This is a genomic window from Pantoea sp. X-Soil-YNGN-844, from assembly GCF_059730595.1.
In genome coordinates this window covers 1188743-1209818 of sequence record NZ_AP036007.1, presented here as the reverse complement: position 1 = coordinate 1209818, position 21076 = coordinate 1188743, and the positions used below count along the sequence as shown (strand labels likewise).

20 protein-coding genes are annotated in these 21076 nt (G+C 58.3%); 13 read left to right on the top strand and 7 right to left on the bottom strand.

Annotated features, from left to right (window positions below):
• Positions 1–47 precede the first annotated feature (47 nt).
• Together bioA and AC6I8C_RS05530 are read left to right on the top strand one after the other, a co-directional pair.
• Positions 48–1352, top strand: coding sequence for an adenosylmethionine--8-amino-7-oxononanoate transaminase (gene bioA / locus AC6I8C_RS05535; RefSeq protein ID WP_497821835.1), 1305 nt, complete (start codon positions 48–50; stop codon positions 1350–1352).
• Positions 1353–1427: 75 nt separating this feature from the next.
• Positions 1428–1904 (top strand): kinase inhibitor, encoded by a 477-nt coding sequence (locus tag AC6I8C_RS05530; protein WP_497821834.1) that lies wholly within the window; start codon positions 1428–1430, stop codon positions 1902–1904.
• Between the two features lie 278 nt (positions 1905–2182).
• Here AC6I8C_RS05530 and pgl read toward each other — a convergent pair whose 3' ends face one another.
• Entirely contained in the window at positions 2183–3184 is a 1002-nt protein-coding gene (gene pgl, locus AC6I8C_RS05525) for a 6-phosphogluconolactonase (protein ID WP_497821833.1), read from the bottom strand.
• A gap of 155 nt (positions 3185–3339) precedes the next feature.
• Between pgl and AC6I8C_RS05520 the strand changes: the two genes are divergently transcribed.
• Positions 3340–4158, top strand: coding sequence for a pyridoxal phosphatase (locus AC6I8C_RS05520; RefSeq protein ID WP_013357175.1), 819 nt, complete (start codon positions 3340–3342; stop codon positions 4156–4158).
• Here AC6I8C_RS05520 and modC read toward each other — a convergent pair whose 3' ends face one another.
• The 4 genes from modC to AC6I8C_RS05500 form a co-directional block, all read right to left on the bottom strand.
• Positions 4159–5217, bottom strand: a complete 1059-nt coding sequence (gene modC, locus AC6I8C_RS05515) for a molybdenum ABC transporter ATP-binding protein ModC (protein WP_497821832.1) — start codon at positions 5215–5217, stop codon at positions 4159–4161. It abuts the gene before it with no gap.
• On the bottom strand, positions 5217–5906 hold the full coding sequence (modB, locus tag AC6I8C_RS05510; RefSeq protein ID WP_013357173.1) for a molybdate ABC transporter permease subunit: 690 nt from the start codon (positions 5904–5906) through the stop codon (positions 5217–5219). Before modB ends, modC begins: the two co-directional genes overlap by 1 nt.
• A complete protein-coding gene (modA, locus tag AC6I8C_RS05505; protein WP_497821831.1) occupies positions 5903–6676 on the bottom strand; it encodes a molybdate ABC transporter substrate-binding protein in 774 nt (257 codons plus the stop codon). The genes modB and modA overlap by 4 nt, the downstream gene beginning before the upstream one ends.
• A gap of 145 nt (positions 6677–6821) precedes the next feature.
• Positions 6822–6977, bottom strand: a complete 156-nt coding sequence (locus AC6I8C_RS05500; RefSeq protein ID WP_033731900.1) for an AcrZ family multidrug efflux pump-associated protein — start codon at positions 6975–6977, stop codon at positions 6822–6824.
• Between the two features lie 136 nt (positions 6978–7113).
• Between AC6I8C_RS05500 and modE the strand changes: the two genes are divergently transcribed.
• From modE to gpmA, 6 genes are all read left to right on the top strand, one after another.
• Complete coding sequence (modE, locus tag AC6I8C_RS05495; RefSeq protein ID WP_497821830.1) at positions 7114–7896, top strand: molybdenum-dependent transcriptional regulator; 783 nt, start codon at positions 7114–7116, stop codon at positions 7894–7896.
• A gap of 69 nt (positions 7897–7965) precedes the next feature.
• Positions 7966–9438: a molybdate ABC transporter ATP-binding protein ModF gene (modF, locus tag AC6I8C_RS05490; RefSeq protein WP_497821829.1), complete on the top strand. Its 1473-nt coding sequence runs from the start codon at positions 7966–7968 to the stop codon at positions 9436–9438.
• A gap of 236 nt (positions 9439–9674) precedes the next feature.
• On the top strand, positions 9675–10721 hold the full coding sequence (galT, locus tag AC6I8C_RS05485) for a galactose-1-phosphate uridylyltransferase (RefSeq protein WP_033731898.1): 1047 nt from the start codon (positions 9675–9677) through the stop codon (positions 10719–10721).
• Positions 10718–11866 carry a galactokinase gene (galK, locus tag AC6I8C_RS05480; RefSeq protein WP_497821828.1) on the top strand — a complete coding sequence of 383 codons (1149 nt, stop codon included), beginning with the start codon at positions 10718–10720 and terminating at the stop codon, positions 11864–11866. Before galT ends, galK begins: the two co-directional genes overlap by 4 nt.
• Positions 11860–12894, top strand: coding sequence for a galactose-1-epimerase (gene galM, locus AC6I8C_RS05475; protein WP_497821827.1), 1035 nt, complete (start codon positions 11860–11862; stop codon positions 12892–12894). Before galK ends, galM begins: the two co-directional genes overlap by 7 nt.
• Before the next feature lie 151 nt (positions 12895–13045).
• Positions 13046–13798, top strand: a complete 753-nt coding sequence (gene gpmA / locus AC6I8C_RS05470; protein WP_003851893.1) for a 2,3-diphosphoglycerate-dependent phosphoglycerate mutase — start codon at positions 13046–13048, stop codon at positions 13796–13798.
• 127 nt (positions 13799–13925) lie between these two features.
• Here the strand turns inward: gpmA and aroG are convergent, their stop codons facing one another.
• Positions 13926–14978, bottom strand: coding sequence for a 3-deoxy-7-phosphoheptulonate synthase AroG (gene aroG, locus AC6I8C_RS05465; protein ID WP_497821826.1), 1053 nt, complete (start codon positions 14976–14978; stop codon positions 13926–13928).
• A gap of 287 nt (positions 14979–15265) precedes the next feature.
• On the opposite strand from aroG, the gene AC6I8C_RS05460 reads away from it, so the two are divergent.
• The 4 genes from AC6I8C_RS05460 to zitB all read left to right on the top strand — a co-directional run bounded on the left by AC6I8C_RS05460 (position 15266) and on the right by zitB (position 20349).
• Positions 15266–15634: a YbgS-like family protein gene (locus AC6I8C_RS05460; RefSeq protein ID WP_497821825.1), complete on the top strand. Its 369-nt coding sequence runs from the start codon at positions 15266–15268 to the stop codon at positions 15632–15634.
• 98 nt (positions 15635–15732) lie between these two features.
• Positions 15733–16314, top strand: coding sequence for a response regulator (locus AC6I8C_RS05455; protein ID WP_497821824.1), 582 nt, complete (start codon positions 15733–15735; stop codon positions 16312–16314).
• On the top strand, positions 16296–19382 hold the full coding sequence (locus AC6I8C_RS05450) for a hybrid sensor histidine kinase/response regulator (RefSeq protein ID WP_497821823.1): 3087 nt from the start codon (positions 16296–16298) through the stop codon (positions 19380–19382). The genes AC6I8C_RS05455 and AC6I8C_RS05450 overlap by 19 nt, the downstream gene beginning before the upstream one ends.
• Entirely contained in the window at positions 19360–20349 is a 990-nt protein-coding gene (gene zitB, locus AC6I8C_RS05445; protein ID WP_497821822.1) for a CDF family zinc transporter ZitB, read from the top strand. Before AC6I8C_RS05450 ends, zitB begins: the two co-directional genes overlap by 23 nt.
• On the opposite strand, the gene pnuC is transcribed toward zitB, so the two are convergent.
• Positions 20343–21065 carry a nicotinamide riboside transporter PnuC gene (pnuC, locus tag AC6I8C_RS05440; RefSeq protein ID WP_013357161.1) on the bottom strand — a complete coding sequence of 241 codons (723 nt, stop codon included), beginning with the start codon at positions 21063–21065 and terminating at the stop codon, positions 20343–20345. The genes zitB and pnuC overlap by 7 nt on opposite strands.
• Positions 21066–21076 lie beyond the last annotated feature (11 nt).

The window sequence follows — 21076 nt, the reverse complement described above, 5'->3', positions numbered from 1 at the left end:
GGGGTATACTTGTAAACTATATTTTTTTATTTTGGTTTACAACTCCGATGACTACCTCCGTTTTCTCCTCCGATGATGCCCGTTTTGATCGCCAGCATATCTGGCATCCCTACACTTCCATGGTGGATCCGCTGCCCTGCTACCCGGTCGTCGCCGCGCAGGGTTTTCAGCTGCAGCTGGCCGATGGCCGTGAGCTGGTGGATGGGATGTCATCGTGGTGGGCGGCGATCCACGGCTATAACCATCCGCGACTGAACCGGGCGCTGACGGAGCAGGTCACGCAGATGTCGCACGTGATGTTTGGCGGCATTACCCATCCGGCAGCGGTCGCGCTCTGCCGTCAGCTGGTGGCGATGACGCCCGAGGCGCTGGAGTGCGTCTTCCTGGCCGATTCCGGCTCGGTGGCGGTGGAAGTGTCGATGAAAATGGCGCTGCAGTACTGGCTGGGCCGCGGTGAGACGCGCCAGCAGTTCCTGACACTGAAGCGCGGCTATCATGGCGATACCTTTGCCGCGATGTCGGTGTGCGATCCCGATAACTCGATGCACAGCTTGTGGCGCGGTTATCTGCCTGAACACCACTTTGCAGCGGCACCGGCCTGCGGCTTTGATGATGAATGGGACGAACGCGACTTCGACGATTTCGCCCGGCTGGTTGAACAGCATCACCGGCAGCTGGCAGCGGTAATCCTTGAGCCGATTGTGCAGGGTGCGGGCGGGATGCGTTTCTATCATCCGCGCTATCTGCAGCAGGTCCGGGAAGCGTGCGACCGCTATGGCGTGCTGCTGATAGCGGATGAGATCGCTACCGGCTTTGGCCGCACCGGCAAGCTCTTTGCCTGTGAACATGCGGGTATTACCCCGGATATTCTCTGCGTCGGCAAGGCACTGACCGGCGGCATGATGACGCTGGCGGCGACCCTGACCACCCGCGATGTCGCTGACACCATCAGCCGCAGCGCGGCAGGCTGTTTTATGCATGGCCCGACCTTTATGGGGAATCCGCTGGCCTGCGCGGTGGCGGCGGAGAGCCTGAGCATGCTGGCGGACGGTCACTGGCAGCGTCAGGTGGCCGCAATCGAACAGCAGCTGCGGGCTGAGCTGCTGCTGCTGCGCCGTTCACCGCAGGTGGCGGATGTGCGGGTGCTGGGGGCGATTGGCGTGGTGGAAACCCATCAGCCGGTCAACATGGCGGCGCTACAGCAGTTCTTTGTTGAACAGGGCGTCTGGATCCGGCCTTTTGGCCGACTGATCTACCTGATGCCGCCCTACATCATCACGCCCCAGGCACTGAGTCAGCTGGTACAGGCGATTGGCAGCGCGCTGGAACATTCGCAACATTTTGCCGCCTGAAGCGGTCTGACCACTGGCACTGGTGGCGCTTTTGGTTATGATGAAAGGCTATTCATCGACAGTTAAGGAGATGTGATGCGCGTTTTTAGTCAGGATTTTAATGACGGCGAGAAGATGCCAGAAAAGCATGTTTTCAACGGCATGGGTTATCAGGGCGAGAATATTTCTCCCCATCTTGCCTGGGAAGCGGCACCGGAAGGGACCAAAAGTTTTGTGGTGACCTGCTACGATCCTGATGCGCCGACGGGCTCCGGCTGGTGGCACTGGGTCGTGGCGAATATTCCGGCCAGCACCACCTCACTGCCGCAGGGTGCCGGTTCCGGCAAAGCGTCACTGCCAGCAGGCTCAATCCAGACCCGCACCGATTTCGGTCAGGCGGGCTACGGCGGCGCGGCACCGCCACAGGGCGAAACCCATCGCTACATTTTCACCGTGCATGCGCTGGATGTGGAGACAATTGAGGTGGATGAAAGCGCCAGTGGCGCAATGGTCGGCTTTAATGTGCATTTCCACGCCCTGGCGAGCGCCTCGCTGACCGTGAATTATCAGTAATTCAGTACATCTTTCCCGACCGGGAGAAATGTACTTAAAAGTCTGTCCCGGTTAGCTGTGAGACCGAGCGAGCGCAGGAAATTCGGTCAAATCGGAAAGTCGCTTACGCCAATCCCTGGCTCGCTCGGCCCGCGCCGTCCATGGCGCGGGACGCTTTCCTCCTCTGACCGTATTCCCTGCGTGTTGAGCTAATCCATCGCTGCCAGATGCACCCTGATTTGAGTTTTTCAACCGTCCGAATGCCTCTCCCGCTCAGGAGAGGCGTTTTTCAGGATGCGTTACGCCTGCAGCTGATGAATCACCACCCACATCGGGCCCTGCCCTACCGCATAACGTCCCAGCGGCTGTAACAGCCCCTTCGGTTCGCTAATCGCATACACTTCGATGTGATGCGATTTCTGTCCCGCCGCCACCAGAAAACGTCCGCTGTGATCGATATTGAACCCGCGCGGCTGCGTTTCCGTCGGCTGGAACCCTTCCAGCGTCAGTTCATCGCCCAGTTCGCTGACGCTGAAAATTGCCAGCGTGCTGCTGGTGCGATCGCAGGCGTAAAGGAAACGGCCATCCGGCGTCAGATGAATATCGGCTGCCCAGCGCGTACCGCTGAAATCAGGCGGCATCATATCCAGCGTCTGCACGCTTTCTGCTTCGCCTTCACCGGTATTTAATGCCCAGACATCAACCGTGCTGTCGAGCTCGTTGACGCAGTAAGCAAACTGCCCGCCCGGATGAAACTGCATATGACGCGGACCTGCGCCCTCTACTGTTGTGACCTGCGCCTGTTTGCGCGGCGTCAGCTGACCGTCTGCGCCCAGCGCAAACAGACAGATGCGGTCCTGCTTCAGTGCCGGTACATAGAGTGTCTTGTTATCGGTATCGATATTGGCCGAGTGACAGCCATCCAGGCCGTTGATCACCTGCAGCGGGGCCTGCGGAATGCCATCATCGCCAATCGGGCTGACGCTGACGCAGGCATCATTGTAGGAACCGCAGAACAGGAACCGGCCCTCGCGATCGGTGGAAATGTGGGTCGGACTGCCCGGCAGCGGTGCCTGACCGGCTTCGGTCAGCGTGCCATCGGCGGCAACCCGGAACGCCAGCACGCGAAAATTGGGACGCACGCCGACATAGAGAAAATCGCGTTTCGGACTCACCACCATCGGCTGAACCTGGCCGGCGACATCAATCACCTGAAGCAACGTCAGCGCACCCTCATCATTCATCTGCCAGACGTGAATCTGCTGGCTCTCGGGACTGGCGGTGTAGACAACCTGTTTCATGCATTCTCCTTTTTTGCTGCCTGATCATGATCTGTGAATCACTGTAGCGCGTTTTATTGGCCTGCGCTGGAATCATTTGTGCCCTGTTTTTTGTCTCCGGACCGTGGACAGGTGTAGACTTCAGCCTCTGCAAACCTGAAAAAACGAGAGGATGAATGAGCTACCGGGTAATTGCCCTCGACCTCGACGGCACGCTGCTGACCCCAGCCAAAACGATTCTGCCGCAGTCAATTGACGCACTGAACCAGGCCCGCCAGGCGGGTGTTCATGTCGCTATTGTGACCGGACGCCATCACTGCGCTATCCACCCTTTTTATCAGGCACTACAACTGGATACACCCGCAATCTGCTGTAATGGCACCTATTTGTATGATTACCAGGCGAAAAAGGTGCTGGCATCTGATCCTCTCGACCCGCAGCTGGCGTTACAGGTCATTGAGAGGCTGGATCAGCAGCAGATTCACGGCTTGCTCTACGTGGATGATGCGATGCTCTATCAGACGCCGACCGGTCACGTGATGCGCACGCTGAAATGGGCCGAATCGCTGCCTGAGCATCAGCGTCCGCTGTTCCGTCAGGTGCCTGATTTAGCCCAGGCGGCACGTGACGCCGGTTCGATCTGGAAGTTTGCCCTGTCGCACGACAATCATCAGGAGCTGCAACAGTTCGCCACTGCGGTGGAAGCGGAGCTGGGGCTGGCCTGCGAATGGTCATGGCATGATCAGGTGGATATCGCCAAAGGCGGCAACAGCAAAGGGAAACGGCTGGCTCAGTGGGTTGAATCGCTGGGGCTGAGCATGTCCGATGTGATCGCGTTTGGTGATAACTACAACGATCTCAGCATGCTGGAAACGGCCGGACTGGGCGTGGCGATGGGCAATGCCGACGAGGCGATCAAGGCGCGGGCGAAAAAGGTGATCGGCACTAACCTTGAAACCGGTATTGCCGATACTCTCCGTCAGTTCGTCCTGTAATCAGGGCGTCACGGAGACGCTTTTAATCTGGGCATAAAGCCATTGTTCGGGCCGGATGCCCAGTTCATCGCGCGCCCACGGCGTGATGCGTGCCCAGAGTTCGCTGATGCCGATACGCAGCTTCACCTCCACCTGGTCTCCGACCTCCAGCAGCTCAACTACCTGTGCCGGTAAAATGTTGCGGATGGAGGTGTGCTGCGGCGGTTGCAGCGCCAGTGAGACATCGGATGAGGCGATGCGAATACGCAGCGGCGTTTTCACCGGCTGATTCACCCGGCTGACCCAGATGTGCTGATCGCCCAGCGACAGCGCGGTCATCGGATAGTCGGGATGCTGCTCCAGCACCTGCACCCGCAGCACGCTGGTCAGTTCGCTCACCGGCAGCCAGGGCCGCATCGCGCTGCTGCTCCAGACCCGCTCCAGCGGACCAAAGGCTTTAACCTTGCCCGCATCCAGCACCAGCACGTTATCAGCCAGATGCAGGATTTCATCCAGACTGTGCGAGACGTAGAGCATCGGAATATCGACCTGCTTCGCCAGCTTTTGCAGATACGGCATCAGTTCACGTTTGCGCGGCAGATCCAGCGACGCCAGCGGCTCATCCAGCAGCAGCATATCCGGTGCGGTCAGCAGCGCCCGGCCAATCGCGACCCGCTGCTTTTCACCGCCCGACAGCGACAGCGGAAAGCGCGACAGCAGCGCCTCCAGCCCCAGCAACGAGACCAGACTGTCGAACTGCGCTTTCATTGACGGCGCCATACCGTATTGCAGGTTGCCCCGGACCCGATAGTGCGGGAACAGCCGCGCATCCTGAAACACATAACCGATGCGGCGTTTTTCCGGCGGCAGCGCAATCTTCTGCTCTGCATCAAACAGCAGACGCTCGTTAAGCTCAATTCGCCCGCGCTGCGGCTGAGTCAGTCCGCTGATGGCGTTGATGAGTGAGGTTTTACCGGCACCGGAGACACCGAAAATAACGGTGATCCCTTTGGCCGGAATCTGCAGGTCGATCTCCAGTTGGTGATCGCCCTGCTGCTGCATAAAGTTGAGTGATAGCATCAGCTTCCCATCCGCTTGCGGCCGGCGCGTGCCAGCCATTCCGACGCCAGCAGTGAACCCAGTGCCAGCACGATAGCGATCACGCAGAGCCGTGCCGCCGCACCCTCTGCACCGGGCGTTTCGATCAGGGTAAACATCGCCAGCGGAAGCGTGCGCGTTTCACCGGGAATGTTGGACACAAAGGTAATGGTGGCGCCGAATTCGCCCAGCGACCGGGCAAACGCCAGCACCGTGCCGGCGATCACACCTGGCAACGTCAGCGGCAGTGTGATGGTGAAAAAGACCCGCCAGCGTCCGGCACCCAGCGTACGCGCTGCCTGCTCCAGCCGGCTATCCACCGCTTCCAGCGCCAGCCGGATAGCGCGTACCATCAGTGGAAAGGCGATGACGGCGGACGCCAGTGCCGCACCACGCCAGCTGAACGCAAAGCTGAAACCAAACCAGTCAAACAGCTTTTCACCAATGATCCCGCGTCGTCCCAGGCTAACCAGCAGCAGATACCCCACCACTACCGGCGGCAGCACCAGCGGCAGGTGAATCAGGCTGTCGAGCAGCGCTTTGCCGGGAAAACGGCAGCGCACCAGAATCCAGGCCATCAGGATGCCAAACGGCAGACTGCCCAGCACGGCTATGCCAGAGACTTTGAGGCTAAGCAGTACTGCCTGCCATTCGGGATCGCTGAGTATCATTTCGTCGGTGTGAATCCGTAATGTTTAAAAATCGCCGCAGCCTGCGGCCCTTTCAGGTAATCATAAAAGGCTTTAACGGTAGCCGTGTCGTGATCGTTTACGATCGCCATCGGATATTCCACCGGTTTGTGGCTGGTTGCCGGAAAACGCCCCACCACCTGCACTTTGTCGCTGGCGACGGCGTCCGAACCGTAGACAATGCCATAAGGCGTTTCGTTACGCTCGACCAGCGCCAGCGCTGCCCGCACATTATTAGCGGGCGCTAACGCGGGCGCAACGCCGTCCCAGGCTCCCAGCTTTTGCAACGCCTCTTTAGCATAGATACCCGCAGGAACGTGGTCCGGATCGCCAACCGCCAGACGTTCGCCGTGAAGCAATGTTTTCCAGTCGGTCTGCGGATCCAGCGTCACCGCTTTAGCTGCGGCACTGCGTGGCGCAATCAGTACCAGGTCGTTGCCCAGCAGGGTGTAGCGGGTGCGGGTTATCACGCTTTTCTTCGCTACTGCATCATCCATCCACTGCTGATCGGCAGAGATAAACAGGTCGGCAGGCGCGCCCTGTTCAAGCTGACGCGCCAGCGTGGAGGATGAGGCGAACGAAGAGACGACCGTTACGCCCTTTTCCTTCTGATACTGACTGGCAATATCCTGCATCGCATTGGTCAGCGAAGCCGCGGCAAACACGGTAATGTTATCGGCGGCCACGGCCTGTCCGGCCAGCGACACGGTGACCAGCGCCGCGATGCCCCAGCGGGTGTAATTAAATGACATGATTCTCTCCGGCTATTCGTTGTGTAGCGGATAATATAACGCAATATCAGGGAGGTTCAGTAAATTATCGGCAGGCGTCAGAGAAGGTTGAATCGGTGCGGGACAAAAATGACGACGCCCGCCAGGATGGCGGGCGTGGCAGAAATTAATTATGCGAACGGGCTGAAGATTTTTCGCGATGACCCACTTTAGAGAAGATATTAAACACTTCACCCAGGCCATAAATCATACCCAGCATCAGCGCCATTACCACAGGGACCATCAGTACGGCCACGGCGAGGCTTTTCAGTAATTCCAGCATGGAGAGTCTCACTCTGCTAACAAAAAAGTGATTGTAACGGGTCAGTAAAATTTTGCGCAGCCCTTTTCGTGCTTTTACTTTGGACATAAAACGCCGCTATCATCGGCCTTCGCCTTAACCCTTTGCCGGAGCTGTCATGGAAGCTGAACTATCCCTTCATATCCGTTTACAACAGAAACTGTTTGCCGATCCGCGGCGTATTGAGCTGCTGAAACGCGTCCAGCAGACCGGATCGATCAGTCAGGGGGCGAAGCTGGCTGGCATCAGTTACAAAAGTGCCTGGGATGCGATTAATGAGATGAACCAGATGGCGGATGAAACGCTGGTGGCGCGGGCAACCGGCGGCAAAGGCGGCGGCGGAGCCACGCTGACCCGCTACGGTGAACGCCTGATTCAGCTGTTTCATCTGATGGAGCAGATACAGCAGAAAGCTTTCGATGCCCTGCAGCAGGATACGCTGCCGCTCGACAGCCTGCTGGCGGCCATCGCTCGCTTTTCACTGCAGACCAGCGCCCGCAACCAGCTGTTCGGCACCGTGGTCAGCAACGATGCGCAGCAGGTGGTTCAGCATCTGCTGATTCAGCTGGCTGATGGCGTCACCCAGCTCAATGTGGCGCTGACCCAGCGCAGCGCCGATCGTCTGCAGCTGGCGGCGGGTAAAGAGGTGCTGGTGCTGATCAAAGCGCCGTGGATCCGCATCAGTCGTGACGCCGCAGAGGAAGACAATCAGCTGGCGGCCACCGTCACTGCCATCGAACCGGGTGAGCAGATGAGTGAGGTGCTGATGCAGCTCGCCAGCAGCGAAACCCTGTGTGCCACTCTTACTAATGAACAGCTACAGCAGCTGAAGCTGCAGCCCGGCGACGCGGTGATCGCCAGTTTCAATGCGGAGAACGCCATCGTCGCCACCCTGCTCTAGCGGCTGATTTGACATCATTACAGCCAATGGTTACAACTCAGTGACACGATGCAGAAAATGGAACAGATCATGGCTTCATTGCATATTTTGCAAGGCACGTTTCATCTTAGCGATACCCGGATACTGACGCTGAATCAGGTGGAACTACAGCGCGGCGAAAGCTGGGCCTTTGTCGGTGCCAACGGCAGCGGTAAATCCTCACTGGCTCGCGCACTCTCCGGTGAACTGCCGCCGCTGGCGGGTTCAGTCAGCAGCGATTTCACAAGGCCGGTCCGTCTGTCGCTGGAGCAGTTACAGACGCTGGTGGCGCAGGAGTGGCAGCGCAACAACACCGATATGCTCAGCGAAGGTGAAGAGGATACCGGACTGACCGTGGCAGAGGTGATTCAGGCGGAAGTGCAGCAGCCGGAACGTTGCGAACAACTGGCACAGCAGTTCGGCATCGAACCGCTGTTGTCACGCCGCTTCAAATATCTCTCAACCGGCGAAACCCGCAAAACCCTGCTTTGCCAGGCCCTGATGAACCAGCCAGATTTGCTGATCTTAGATGAGCCGTTTGACGGACTGGATGTGGTGTCGCGCGCCAGCCTGACTGACATGCTACGCAATCTGCAGCATCCGGCGTTTACGCTGGTGCTGGTACTTAATCGCTTTGACGACATTCCCGATTTCGTTCAGCAGGTGGGTGTGCTGGCGGAGTGCACGCTCACTCACAGCGGGCCGCGCCAGACGATCTTAACGGAAGCGCTGGTGGCACAGCTGGCACACAGTGAGCAGCTGATGGGTATGGCGCTGCCCGAAGCTGATGTGCCGGATCAGCTGCCTTCACTGGCGGATGATGCCCCGCGCGTTATCCTGCGCAACGGCACCGTCTCTTACAACGATCGACCGGTCATTCAGGGGCTGAACTGGCAGGTTAACGCGGGCGAGCACTGGCAGATTGTCGGTCCGAACGGCGCTGGGAAATCGACGCTGCTGAGTCTGGTAACCGGCGATCATCCGCAGGGCTACAGCAATGATCTCACCCTGTTTGGCCGTCGTCGCGGCAGTGGCGAAACCATCTGGGATATCAAACAGCATATTGGCTATGTCAGCAGCAGCCTGCACCTCGATTATCGCGTCAGCACCAATGTGCGGACGGTGATCCTGTCGGGTTTCTTCGACTCCATTGGCCTCTATCAGGCGGCGTCCGATCGGCAGAAAGCGCTGGTACAACAGTGGCTGACACTGCTGGGAATGGATAACCGGCTGGGCGATGCGCCGTTCCACTCGCTCTCATGGGGACAACAGCGGCTGGTGCTGATTGCCCGCGCGCTGGTTAAGCATCCGACGCTGCTGATTCTGGATGAGCCACTCCAGGGACTCGACCCGATTAACCGTCAGCTGGTACGGCGCTTCGTCGATGTGCTGATTGGCGAAGGTCGCACGCAGCTGCTGTTTGTTTCGCATCATGCAGAAGATGCGCCCGCCTGCATCACGCATCGTCTGAGCTTTGTTCCCGATGAGGGTGGCTACGCTTTTCAGCAGGATACGCTGCGCTAGCGCGTTAACAACGCCCCCTCAACGCCGCTCTCGCGGCGTTTTAAAGCACACCTGTGTAATCGCTACCATTTAGTCCTGCCTTTTACCCCGCATTACTGCATACAATGCCACGAAATAAGAATATTCAGCTTGTGTAAACGATACCATTTATCCAGACTTGATCACGCTTTCGGGCGCGCTGATGTGCTACTTTTTACCGATGCCTCTCTGGCTTTTGACGCTTACCAGGATCTCACATGGAAAAATTCAACCCGGTCGATCACCCGCATCGCCGTTACAATCCACTGATTGATCAATGGATTCTCGTTTCACCTCATCGGGCCAAACGTCCCTGGCAGGGCGCGCAAGAAACGCCGGCGGTCAATACCTTACCGTCGCACGATCCGGACTGCTTCCTGTGTGCCGGAAATACCCGCATTACCGGTGACAAAAACCCGGACTATGCTGGCACGTACGTCTTTACCAATGACTTTGCTGCACTGATGACCGACACGCCTGACGCGCCCGAGAGCGACGATATCCTGATGCGCTGTGAAAGCGCACGCGGCACCAGTCGGGTCATCTGCTTCTCGCCCGATCACAGCAAAACTTTGCCAGAGATGTCACTGAGCGCGCTGGAAGAAGTGGTGCGCACCTGGCAGGCGCAGACCGCCGATCTGGGTCAGCACTATCCCTGGGTGCAGGTGTTTGAGAACAAAGGCGCGGCGATGGGCTGCTCTAACCCGCATCCGCATGGTCAGATCTGGGCTAACAGCTTCCTGCCGAATGAAGCGCAGCGCGAAGATGATCATCAGCGCGACTATTTCGCTAAACATGGCTCGCCGATGCTGGTCGATTATCTGGCACGTGAGCAGCAGGATGGCAGCCGCACCGTGGTGGAAACCGAACACTGGCTGGCCGTCGTGCCGTGGTGGGCCGCCTGGCCGTTTGAAACCCTGCTGCTGCCAAAAGCGCATGTTAAACAGCTGACCGATCTCAGTGAAGCGCAGAGTGCCGATCTGGCGAAAGCCATTAAGCTGCTGACCAGCCGCTACGACAACCTGTTCCAGTGCTCCTTCCCCTACTCCATGGGCTGGCACGGCGCGCCGTTTAACGGCGAAGCCAACGATCACTGGCAGCTGCATGCGCACTTCTATCCGCCGCTGCTGCGCTCAGCAACGGTACGCAAATTTATGGTTGGCTATGAAATGCTGGCCGAAACCCAACGCGATTTAACGGCGGAACAGGCGGCGGAACGTCTGCGTTCTGTCAGCGACGTTCACTTCCGTGAGGCACAACAATGAGCTTAAAAACCATTACGCAGCAGCTTTTCTCTGACACCTTCGGTTACGCCGCCGCCCACACCATTCAGGCGCCGGGCCGCGTTAATCTGATTGGCGAGCATACCGACTATAACGATGGCTTTGTGCTGCCGTGTGCCATCGATTACCAGACGGTGATCGCCTGCGCCCGCCGTGACGACCGCCAGATTCGCGTGGTCGCGGCTGATTATGAGAATGCGCAGGACATCTTCTCGCTGGACGAAGAAATCGTCAGCGTGCAGGAACCAATGTGGGCCAACTATGTGCGCGGCGTGGTGAAACATCTGCAGCAGCGCCATGCCGATTTCGGTGGCATCGATATGGTGATCAGCGGCAACGTGCCACAGGGCGCAGGCCTGAGCTCATCCGCCTCGCTGGAAGTCGCGGTCGGCACCGTGGTGCAGCAGCTCTATAACCTGCCGCTGGATGGCGCGGCTATCGCGGTGAATGGTCAGGAAGCAGAGAACCAGTTCGTTGGCTGTAACTGCGGCATCATGGACCAGCTGATCTCCGCACTGGGCCAGAAAGATCACGCGATGCTGCTCGACTGCCGCACGCTGGGCACCCGTCCAGTGTCGATGCCGGAAGATATCGCGGTGGTGATCATCAACTCCAACTTCCGCCGCACCCTGGTCGGCAGCGAATACAACACCCGTCGCGAGCAGTGTGAAGCGGGCGCGCGTTTCTTCAATAAGAAGGCGCTGCGTGATGTTGAACTGGCGGAGTTTGAAGCGGCCCAGGCGCAGCTCGACCCGCAGGTAGCAAAACGCGTGCGTCACGTCCTGACCGAGAACGCCCGTACGCTGGAAGCGGCCGATGCGCTGACTCAGGGCGACCTGACGCGTATGGGCCAGCTGATGGCCGAATCACACGCCTCCATGCGTGACGATTTCGAGATCACCGTGCCGCCAATCGATACTCTGGTTGAGATCGTGAAAGCGCAGATTGGTGAACGCGGCGGCGTGCGTATGACCGGCGGCGGCTTTGGTGGCTGCATCGTGGCACTCATGCCACTGGATCGCGTCGATCAGGTGAAAGCCGCCGTTGCTGAGCAGTATGAAGCCGCGACTGGCATCAAAGAGACCTTCTACGTCTGCAAAGCCTCTGAAGGAGCGGGCCAATGCTGAATGACGTCAACTCCCATGCGCCCGACGGTCAGCCGTGGCGCATAACGGTGCTGCGCAATGCCAACGGCATGCTGGCGACCTTTATGGACTGGGGCGCAACCTGGCTTTCAGCCCGCGTCCCGATGCAGGATGGCAGCGTGCGTGAAGCGCTGCTCGGCTGCGCCACGCCCTCTGACTATCTGCATCAGGATGCCTATCTGGGTGCCACGGTGGGCCGTTACGCCAACCGTATCGCCGGGGCAAAACTTAATAAACTGAACCGTCAGCTGGTGCCAAACCAGGGTGCCCATCAGCTGCATGGCGGGCCGGAAGGCTTTGATAAACGCCGCTGGCAGATTGTCAGCCAGTCCGACAGCGAGGTGCATTACCGCATCGATTCGCCAGATGGCGATCAGGGCTATCCGGGCAATCTGATTGCCGACCTGCACTATCAGCTGGATGACCAGAACTGCCTGAGCATCCGCTATGAAGCGCACTGCGACCAGCCCTGCCCGGTCAATCTGACTAACCATGCCTACTTTAACCTTGATGCGCATCATGGCGACGCACGCCAGCATCGCTTACAACTGCACGCCGACCAGTATCTGCCGGTCGACAGCGAAGGGATTCCGAATGCCCCGCTGAAAGCCGTCGCCGATACCAGTTTCGATTTCCGCAACGCCAAAGTCGTGGCGCAGGATTTCCTGGCAGACGATGACCAGCGCGCGGTGAAGGGCTATGACCATGCGTTTCTGCTCAACTGCGCAGGCGATGATAGTCAGCCTGCGGCGGAACTCTGGTCGCAGGATGGCAGATTACAGCTCAGCGTGACCACCTCGGCACCGGCACTGCAGTTCTACACCGGCAACTACCTGGCCGGCACGCGTGCCCGTGAGCAGGCGAGCTATACTGCATTCCAGGGGATTGCGCTGGAGAGTGAATTTTTACCGGATTCGCCTAATCATGCTGAGTGGCCTCAGCCGGATTGCTGGCTGCAGCCGGGAGATCGCTGGGAATCCGTGACGCGGTATCGCTTCACGCCTCGCTGAGCCTCCGGCTGAAAAACGCGCAGTGCGTCACACACAGGCTTACGCGCTGCCCGCTTTTCCGTTATGGTATGGCGCAATCAGCTCGTGTTTCAGGCGGGCAGCAGCAGGTTTCCAATCTCACAGAAACATCACAGTATTAAGGAGTTAAGCTATGGCTGTAACTAAGCTGGTTCTGGTGCGACACGGCGAAAGCCAGTGGAACAACGAAAACCGCTTTACCGGTTGGTATGATGTTGACCTTTCTGAGAAAGGTCGTGGCGAAGCCAAATCAGCAGGTCAGCTGCTGAAGAAAGAGGGCTTTGTTTTTGATTTCGCTTACACCTCCGTACTGAAGCGTGCGATTCATACGCTGTGGAATGTGCTGGATGAGCTGGATCAGGCCTGGCTGCCGGTTGAGAAAACCTGGCGTCTGAACGAGCGTCACTACGGTGCGCTGCAGGGTCTGGACAAAGCGGAAACGGCTGCTAAATATGGCGACGAGCAGGTTAAGCAGTGGCGTCGCGGTTTTGCCGTAACCCCACCAGAGCTGGATCGTTCAGATGAGCGCTTCCCGGGCCACGACCCGCGTTACGCGAAACTGACCCCGGAGCAGTTGCCAACGACCGAAAGCCTGGCGCTGACCATCGACCGCGTTATCCCTTACTGGAACGACACCATTCTGCCGCGCATCAAAAGCGGTGAGAAAGTGATCATTGCCGCACACGGCAACTCACTGCGTGCGCTGGTAAAATATCTGGATAACCTGAGCGAAGATGAAATTCTCGAGCTGAACATCCCTACCGGCGTTCCGCTGGTCTATGAGTTCGATGAAAACTTCAAACCGCTGAAACGCTACTACCTGGGCGACCAGGACGAGATTGCTGCGAAAGCCGCCGCCGTTGCGAATCAGGGTAAAGCGAAGTAATTTCTCGCTGACATGCAAAAAGGCCAGACGAAAGTCTGGCCTTTTTTATTGGGCTGCGCCGCCTGAAAAACAGCGCTTAATGCTTAGCTGCACAGAGAATCAGGGCAGCCTTTGTCACTCGTCTTAATCAACCGCTGCGCTGTTTAACCGCTGCCGCCAGCTGACGCAGCACCTTGTCGGTATCTTCCCATCCGATACAGGCGTCGGTGACGCTTTTGCCATAGACCAGCGGCTCGCCGCTCTCCAGGCTCTGGTTGCCTTCCACCAGATGACTCTCAATCATCACGCCGACAATCGCCTGCTCACCATTGATCAGCTGCTGTGAAACATCGTCTGCCACAACCATCTGACGCTGGAACTGCTTGCTGCTGTTGGCATGGCTGAAATCGATCATCACCTGCTGTGGCAGACCCGCTTTCGCCAGACCCGCTTTAACATCAGCGACATGCTGCGCACTGTAGTTCGGCTCTTTGCCGCCGCGCAGGATGATATGACAGTCACCGTTGCCGCTGGTTTCCACAATGGCAGAATGACCATACTTGGTTACTGACAGGAAACAGTGCGGTGAACCCGCCGCGTTAATCGCATCGATCGCAACCTTAATGGTGCCATCGGTGCCGTTTTTGAAACCGACCGGACAGGAAAGACCGGATGCCAGCTCGCGGTGAACCTGAGATTCCGTAGTACGCGCACCAATCGCGCCCCAGCTCATCAGGTCTGCCACATACTGCGGGGTAATCATATCCAGAAACTCGCCAGCCGCCGGTAAACCGCTGTCATTAATCTCCAGCAGCAGCTTGCGCGCCAGACGCAGACCGTCGTTGAGCTGGTAGCTGTTATCCATATACGGGTCGTTAATCAGCCCTTTCCAGCCCACCGTCGTGCGCGGCTTTTCAAAATAGACCCGCATGACCACTTCCAGCTCGCCTTTGAGCTCATCACGCAGCGCCAGCAGGCGGCTTGCATACTCTTTCGCCGCGTCAGTGTCATGAATTGAGCAGGGTCCAATCACCACCAGCAGACGATCGTCCTTGCCCTGCAGGATCTGATGAATCGCCTGACGGGCCTGTGAAACGGTCTGTGCAGCACGATCGGTCGCCGGGAATTTTTCGAGCAGCGCAACAGGAGGTAACAGCTCTTTAATCTCTTTGATGCGTAAATCATCGTTCTGGTAATTCATACTGATTCCATATTATTTCTTGCCCGGCGCCCGCCGGACACATCCTGTCCAATGTAGCCCGAAGCGCCAGGGGTGTAAATTCCCGCTGCGGGTTAAATGTGCGAGTCATATTTGCATTAATCAGGTTAGCGACTAGACTTTTTAATGGTAAGCACTGAGGAACGTCCCGCTTACCTTATTTAATTACCCTGTTTAAGCCAACTGGCGAATTTTATTTCGTCAGGGATTTCTTTACCCGAAATTGCACCTCCGGGCTTAAAGCCTCTTCATTTATTAACGGGAGCATAATGATGAAAAAGTTTGCCTTAATTTTTTTGACAGCAGCAATGACACTGAGCAGCGGTGCGGTACTGGCTGCAGACAGCAGCAGCAATAACGGTACAGCGAACCAGGCGGCCAGTGCAGGTGCAGCAGCGGGTGGAGCGAAAGAGAACCTGCCACCGAATAATGTCGATAACAGCAAAATTAATAACACTGGCACCGACACTAATCCTGCAACGTCTGGCAGCAGCACCAGCAATGGTAATATGTCTGCTAACGAAATTGACCAGAACAGCCAGTGTAAAGATGGCAAATGTCCGAACGTGAATAAAAAAGTTCAGACCAAAGTGGGCGGCGGTGACGTAAACACGAAAACCGACGGAACTTCACAGTAATTCTGTTTAGCCTGGAGAGCTGCGGCTCTCCGGGTTTTTCTCCCCTCAGCCCCACTCTTCCGCTATGCTAATCCTGTGAAATTTACAGGAAATCCTTCATGGCCGTTTTGCTTCTGATTGACGATCATCCGCTGGTTGAAGTGGCACTTGAAGCTGCCCTGAGCCAGTCGCCTATACCCGTTAAGCTCCTCTCTGCCAGCAGTGAAAAAGCTGCCCGCCCCTTACTTCAGGAGCAACCGGACATTATTGTGCTGGATATCGGCCTGCCGGACAGCGACGGGCTGGAGTTCCTGCGTCGCCTGAAGATCCATCGCCCCGAATGCCCGGTCCTGATCTACTCCGCGCAGCAGACCCGCCACTATGTACGTCGCGCTCAGGCGCTGGGGGCGGCCGGTTACGTGGTAAAGAGTCAGCGCATGACACAGTTGCTCAGCGCCATCCTGGCGGTGCTGGGCGGTCAGACGGCCTTTCCGGAGATGGATGATGAGCCCGAGCTGCCGCTGACCCAGAAGGAGCGTCAGATTCTGGCACTGCTGGCCAGTGGGTTATCCAATCTGCAAATCGCGGCTCAGCTGCACATCAGTAACAAAACGGTCAGCACCCATAAAAAGAACATTCTGGAAAAAACCGGTGCCCGATCAGTGGTGGAACTGGCTGACCTGTGGAAAGCGCAGCAGTGAGAATTCTGCTGCTGTTACTGCTGTTTTGGTGCGGCACCGGCCTGGCTGAGGTGCGTCCGGTGAGCAGCGTGAATCTGCCGATGATGCTGCCGGTGACCCATGCGGAAACCATGCAGGGCAGGATCCTGCGCGTCGGCCTGCTGGAAGAAAACCACGCGCCCTGGACGATGCATATCGGCAATGACCTCTATGGTATCAACGCCGACTATCTTTCCGCGCTGCGACAGCTGACCGGCGCACAGTTCACCCTCAACCTTTACAGCGATCAGCCGCATCTGATGCAGGCGCTGACCAGCGGCCAGATCGATTTTGCGCTGGGCATGTGGAGCGCCCCGCTGCCACCCGGTACCCTGAGCAGCGATAACTGGTTCAGCAGTCCGCTGCGGGTTTATCGCAATCAGCAAAACCAGCGTGCCGTAATGTTCAACAGCCAGAATGCCTCGCTTGCAATTAGTGACAGCACCCTGGCTCAGCTACCATCTGCGCTGGCGGCCCGTCACAGCTGGCGACGCTACAGCAGCGACCTGCAGGCGCTCTATACCCTGCTTAATCAGCAGAATGACTATGTGGTGGCGGATGAAACCAGCGCCGGCTTTCTGCTAAGCCAGCTGCAACAGGGCCAGATTTATCAGATCGCCTCCCACATTGAAGCCGGCCAGCTTAACCTGCGCGCGGTGGCGCGCGATCCCCAGCTTATCAGCTGGATAAATCAGAGCCTGCGTCAGCTGCCTGCAGAACTGATGAACACGCTACAGGCGCGCTGGAGCAGCAGCCTGCCGCGCTATCAGGATACCCAGACTCTGATGCTCAGCCCCGCTGAACGCACCTGGATTGCCGATCATCCGCGTATTACCTACACCGCCGAACCGGACAACTATCCCTGGAGTTATCGCGATGCCAGCGGAACCGCCCGGGGCTATGGCGTGGATTTGCTGAAAGCGATTGCACAGAGTACCGGATTAGAGTTTGAGCCGGTGTGGGTCAGTAATCCCCGTCAGGCCAGCACGCTGATTCAGCAAAAGCAGGCAATGCTGCAGCTGATGCAGCCGCTGAATGGCGATGCGATGCAGAGCACGTCGCTGCCGGTGTGGCGCGCGCTGTGGGGCATCTACAGCGTCCAGTCCGATACGCTGGCGCACTGGCGCGACCTGCGTGGCAAGCAGATCGGCGTGTTGCAGAATGACCTGGCGCTGCGTCTGCTGCCTGCGGATCTGCAGCCACAGCTGTTTGCCGACCGTAATAGCCTCTATGACGCGCTGGCAAAGGGGCAGATCGACGCGCTGGTCGATAACGTGCTCTCCGCCCGCTGGCGTATCGCCAGCCGCGATGATGCCCGCATTCACCTCGCCTTTGCTGCCAGCGACATCGCCTGGCCGATTGCGCTGGGCGTCACGCCGGACCAGCCAGTGCTGCGTACCCTGCTGGATCGCGCGCTGCAGCAGATTCCGGCCGATACCCAGAGCCAGATGCGTGATAGCTGGTCAACGCCGCCGCAGCCCGGCAGCGTGATGGTAATGCGTTCGCTGCCGAGGGTGGTGCTGGCAGTAGCCGGTGCAGCCATTGTGCTGCTGCTGTTGCTGCTGGCGCGCCGCTACTGGCAGCAGCGCCGGGAACGTCAGCAGCGTGAGCAGGCGGAACATGCCAATGCGATGAAAAGCCAGTTCCTGGCGACCGTCAGCCATGAACTGCGCACGCCGATGCAGGCGATCCTGGGTCTGCTGGAGCTGGAGAAGCAGCAGCACAGCAGCCAGAATCTTTCGCTGCTGCACAGCAGCGCACAATCGCTGCTGACTCTGCTGAATGACCTGCAGGATCATGCACGCATCGAGAGCAACAGTTTTACCCTGGCGCCCCGTCCGCTGGCGCTGGCGCAGTGGCTCGACCAACAGCAGCATTTTTATCATCCGTTGATGCGCGCTGACGGCCCGCGTCTGATCGTCGAGGCGCTGACGCCGCTGCCTGACACCGTATTGATTGATGCCGACCGCCTGCAGCAGGTGGTCAATAACCTGATGACCAATGCGCTGAAATTTACCCGTCACGGCGCGATTCGTCTGACGCTGGCCGCAGAGCAGCAGCTGGTTCTGACGGTGAGCGATAGCGGCAGCGGGATTCCGCCGGAGGAACAGCAGAAGCTGTTTGACCCGTGGTATCAGGCGCCGTCCGGAAAATCCGTCTCGGTACAGGGCAGCGGGCTGGGGCTGTTTATCTGCCGGGAAATGGTGTTGCGGATGGGCGGCGACATCCGGCTCGCCTCTGAACCCGGTCACGGCACTCAGGTCACCGTAACGCTGCCGCTGGAGATCTGCGCGCCGCTAAGCCAGGCGGATGAGACGTCCCTGCCCGGCTTTCCTCAGCTTAAGGTGGCGATTGTCGATGACCATCCAGCCAATCTGCTGGTGATGCAGCAGCAGCTGGCGCGCTTTGCGATTCAGGCTGACACCTTCGAACAGGGACGCGCGCTGCTGCAGGCCGACGCAAAGCAGCCTTATGATCTATTGTTTATCGACCAGATGATGCCGCGCCCTGACGGTACGCTGCTGCTGCGGATATTGCGTCGGCGTGACCGCCAGCGTGGACGTCAGGCGATGCGGGTACTCTGCTCGGCTGACGCGCAGCTGCTGTCACGGCCGCCTGAGGCGGGCGAGCGGGTGCTGATTAAACCTGTACAGTTAGCCGATCTCAGCGCGCTGCTGGCGGAATGGCAGCAGGCGTGGCAGGAAGACCCGCTGGCATCGCTGGATGACAACCTATGGCAGCTGGCGCAGCAGAATGACAAATTCCTCAGCCGTCTGAGCCAGACCCTGCACAGTACGGTGACACAGGACCTGGCTGTGATGCGTGAGGCACACGAACGCGCAGACTGGACGCAATTAGCCGAAGCAGCACACCGGATGAAAGGAAGCTGCCTGCTGGCAGGGCTGGAACATGGCGCGCAGCTCAGCCAGCAGCTGACGGAGCAGGTTAAACAGCATCAGGACACGTCTGAGACGTGGCAATTACTGATATTATTCGTAAACAGGTTACTGAAAAAACTGGAAACTTATGGCACATACCCACACTCATAGCGGGCAGGATAGTAATCGCACGCGTCTGGCGGCCGCCTTCGGGGTGACCGTCGTCTTCATGGTTGCTGAAGTGATTGGCGGCTGGCTCTCCGGTTCACTGGCGCTGCTGGCGGACGCCGGGCATATGCTGACCGATGCTGCAGCACTGCTGATGGCCTTGCTGGCGGTGCAGTTCTCGCGCCGTAAACCTAATGCACGTCACACCTTTGGCCTGCTGCGCCTGACTACACTGGCCGCGTTTGTTAACGCCATCGCACTGCTGGGCATTACCACGCTGATCGTCTGGGAAGCGGTGCGCCGCTTTGCCGACCCGCAGCCGGTCACGGGCGGCTTGATGCTGGGGATCGCAGTTGGCGGCCTGCTGGCCAATATTCTGTCGTTCTGGCTGCTGCACCACGGCAGCGGAGAGAAGAACCTCAACGTGCGTGCCGCCGCGCTGCATGTCATGGGTGACCTGCTAGGTTCGGTGGGCGCGATTGTGGCGGCGGTAATCATCCTGCTGACCGGCTGGACGCCTATCGACCCGATTCTGTCACTACTGGTCTCCCTGCTGGTGCTGCGCAGCGCCTGGGCGCTGCTGCGTGAAAGTCTGCAGGAGTTACTGGAAGGGGCACCGCATTCACTGGATGTGAACCGGCTGATACGGGATCTGACGCTGAACATCGCCGAAGTGCGCAATGTTCACCATGTGCATTTGTGGCAGGTCGGCGAAAAGCCGCTGCTGACACTGCATGCGCAGGTGATCCCGCCTTACGATCACGATGCGCTGCTGCATCGTATTCACGACTACCTGCGCCAGAACTACCAGATTGCGCATGCGACGGTGCAGATGGAGTATCAGCCCTGTGCCGGAGCCGAGTGTGAACTCGGCTTAAGCAGCGCAGCTGCCTCCGGCCATGATCACAGTCATTCTCACGACCATGATCATGACCCTGCTCACGCTAAAGGCGAAGCACACACTCACTGAGCCGACAGCGCGCGGGAACCCTGTTGCCGCGCGCTGCGGATCCACATACGCGATCCGTTCAGCGCAATCAGTGTCAGAATCACATACTCCAGCGACATCGCATACACGCCCTGACGGGCGAAAATCATCACGCTAATCACGTTGATGATGACCCACAGCAGCCAGTTCTCAACATATTTGCGCGTCATCAGCACCATCGCCGCAATCGACAACACCATCATGCAGGAATCCCAGAACGGGAAGGCATCCGGCTGCAACGCGGGCATCGCCACCGACAGGCCAATACCGTTCATAAGCGTCACCGCTGCACGGGTTAACAGCGCAAAAACCGGGTCGATATAAAGGGTCATCAGCGCAATGGCGATCACACAGCCCGCCGCCCAGGCCAGCGCTTTGGGCAGTGGCAGCCAGCGGATTTTCAGCTCGGCCTGATGATCGGCGGTCTGACGGCTCCAGGCGTACCAGCCATAGATATTGGCGGCAAAGAAGAAGAGCTGCAGCAGGAGGCTGGCATAGAGCTGGATCTGAAAGAATATCACCGCAAACAGCGTGACGTTGATCAGACCGAACGGATAGTTGATGATTTTTTCCAGGCTGGCAAACCAGATACAGAGTAAGCCCGCCAGCGTGCCGATGGCCTCAATCCATGAGAGATCGTAGCCTCCGGCACCCAGAGGAATGTGAACCAGAATATTATGTGTGCTGAAGAAGTCCATGCTGAGCACCT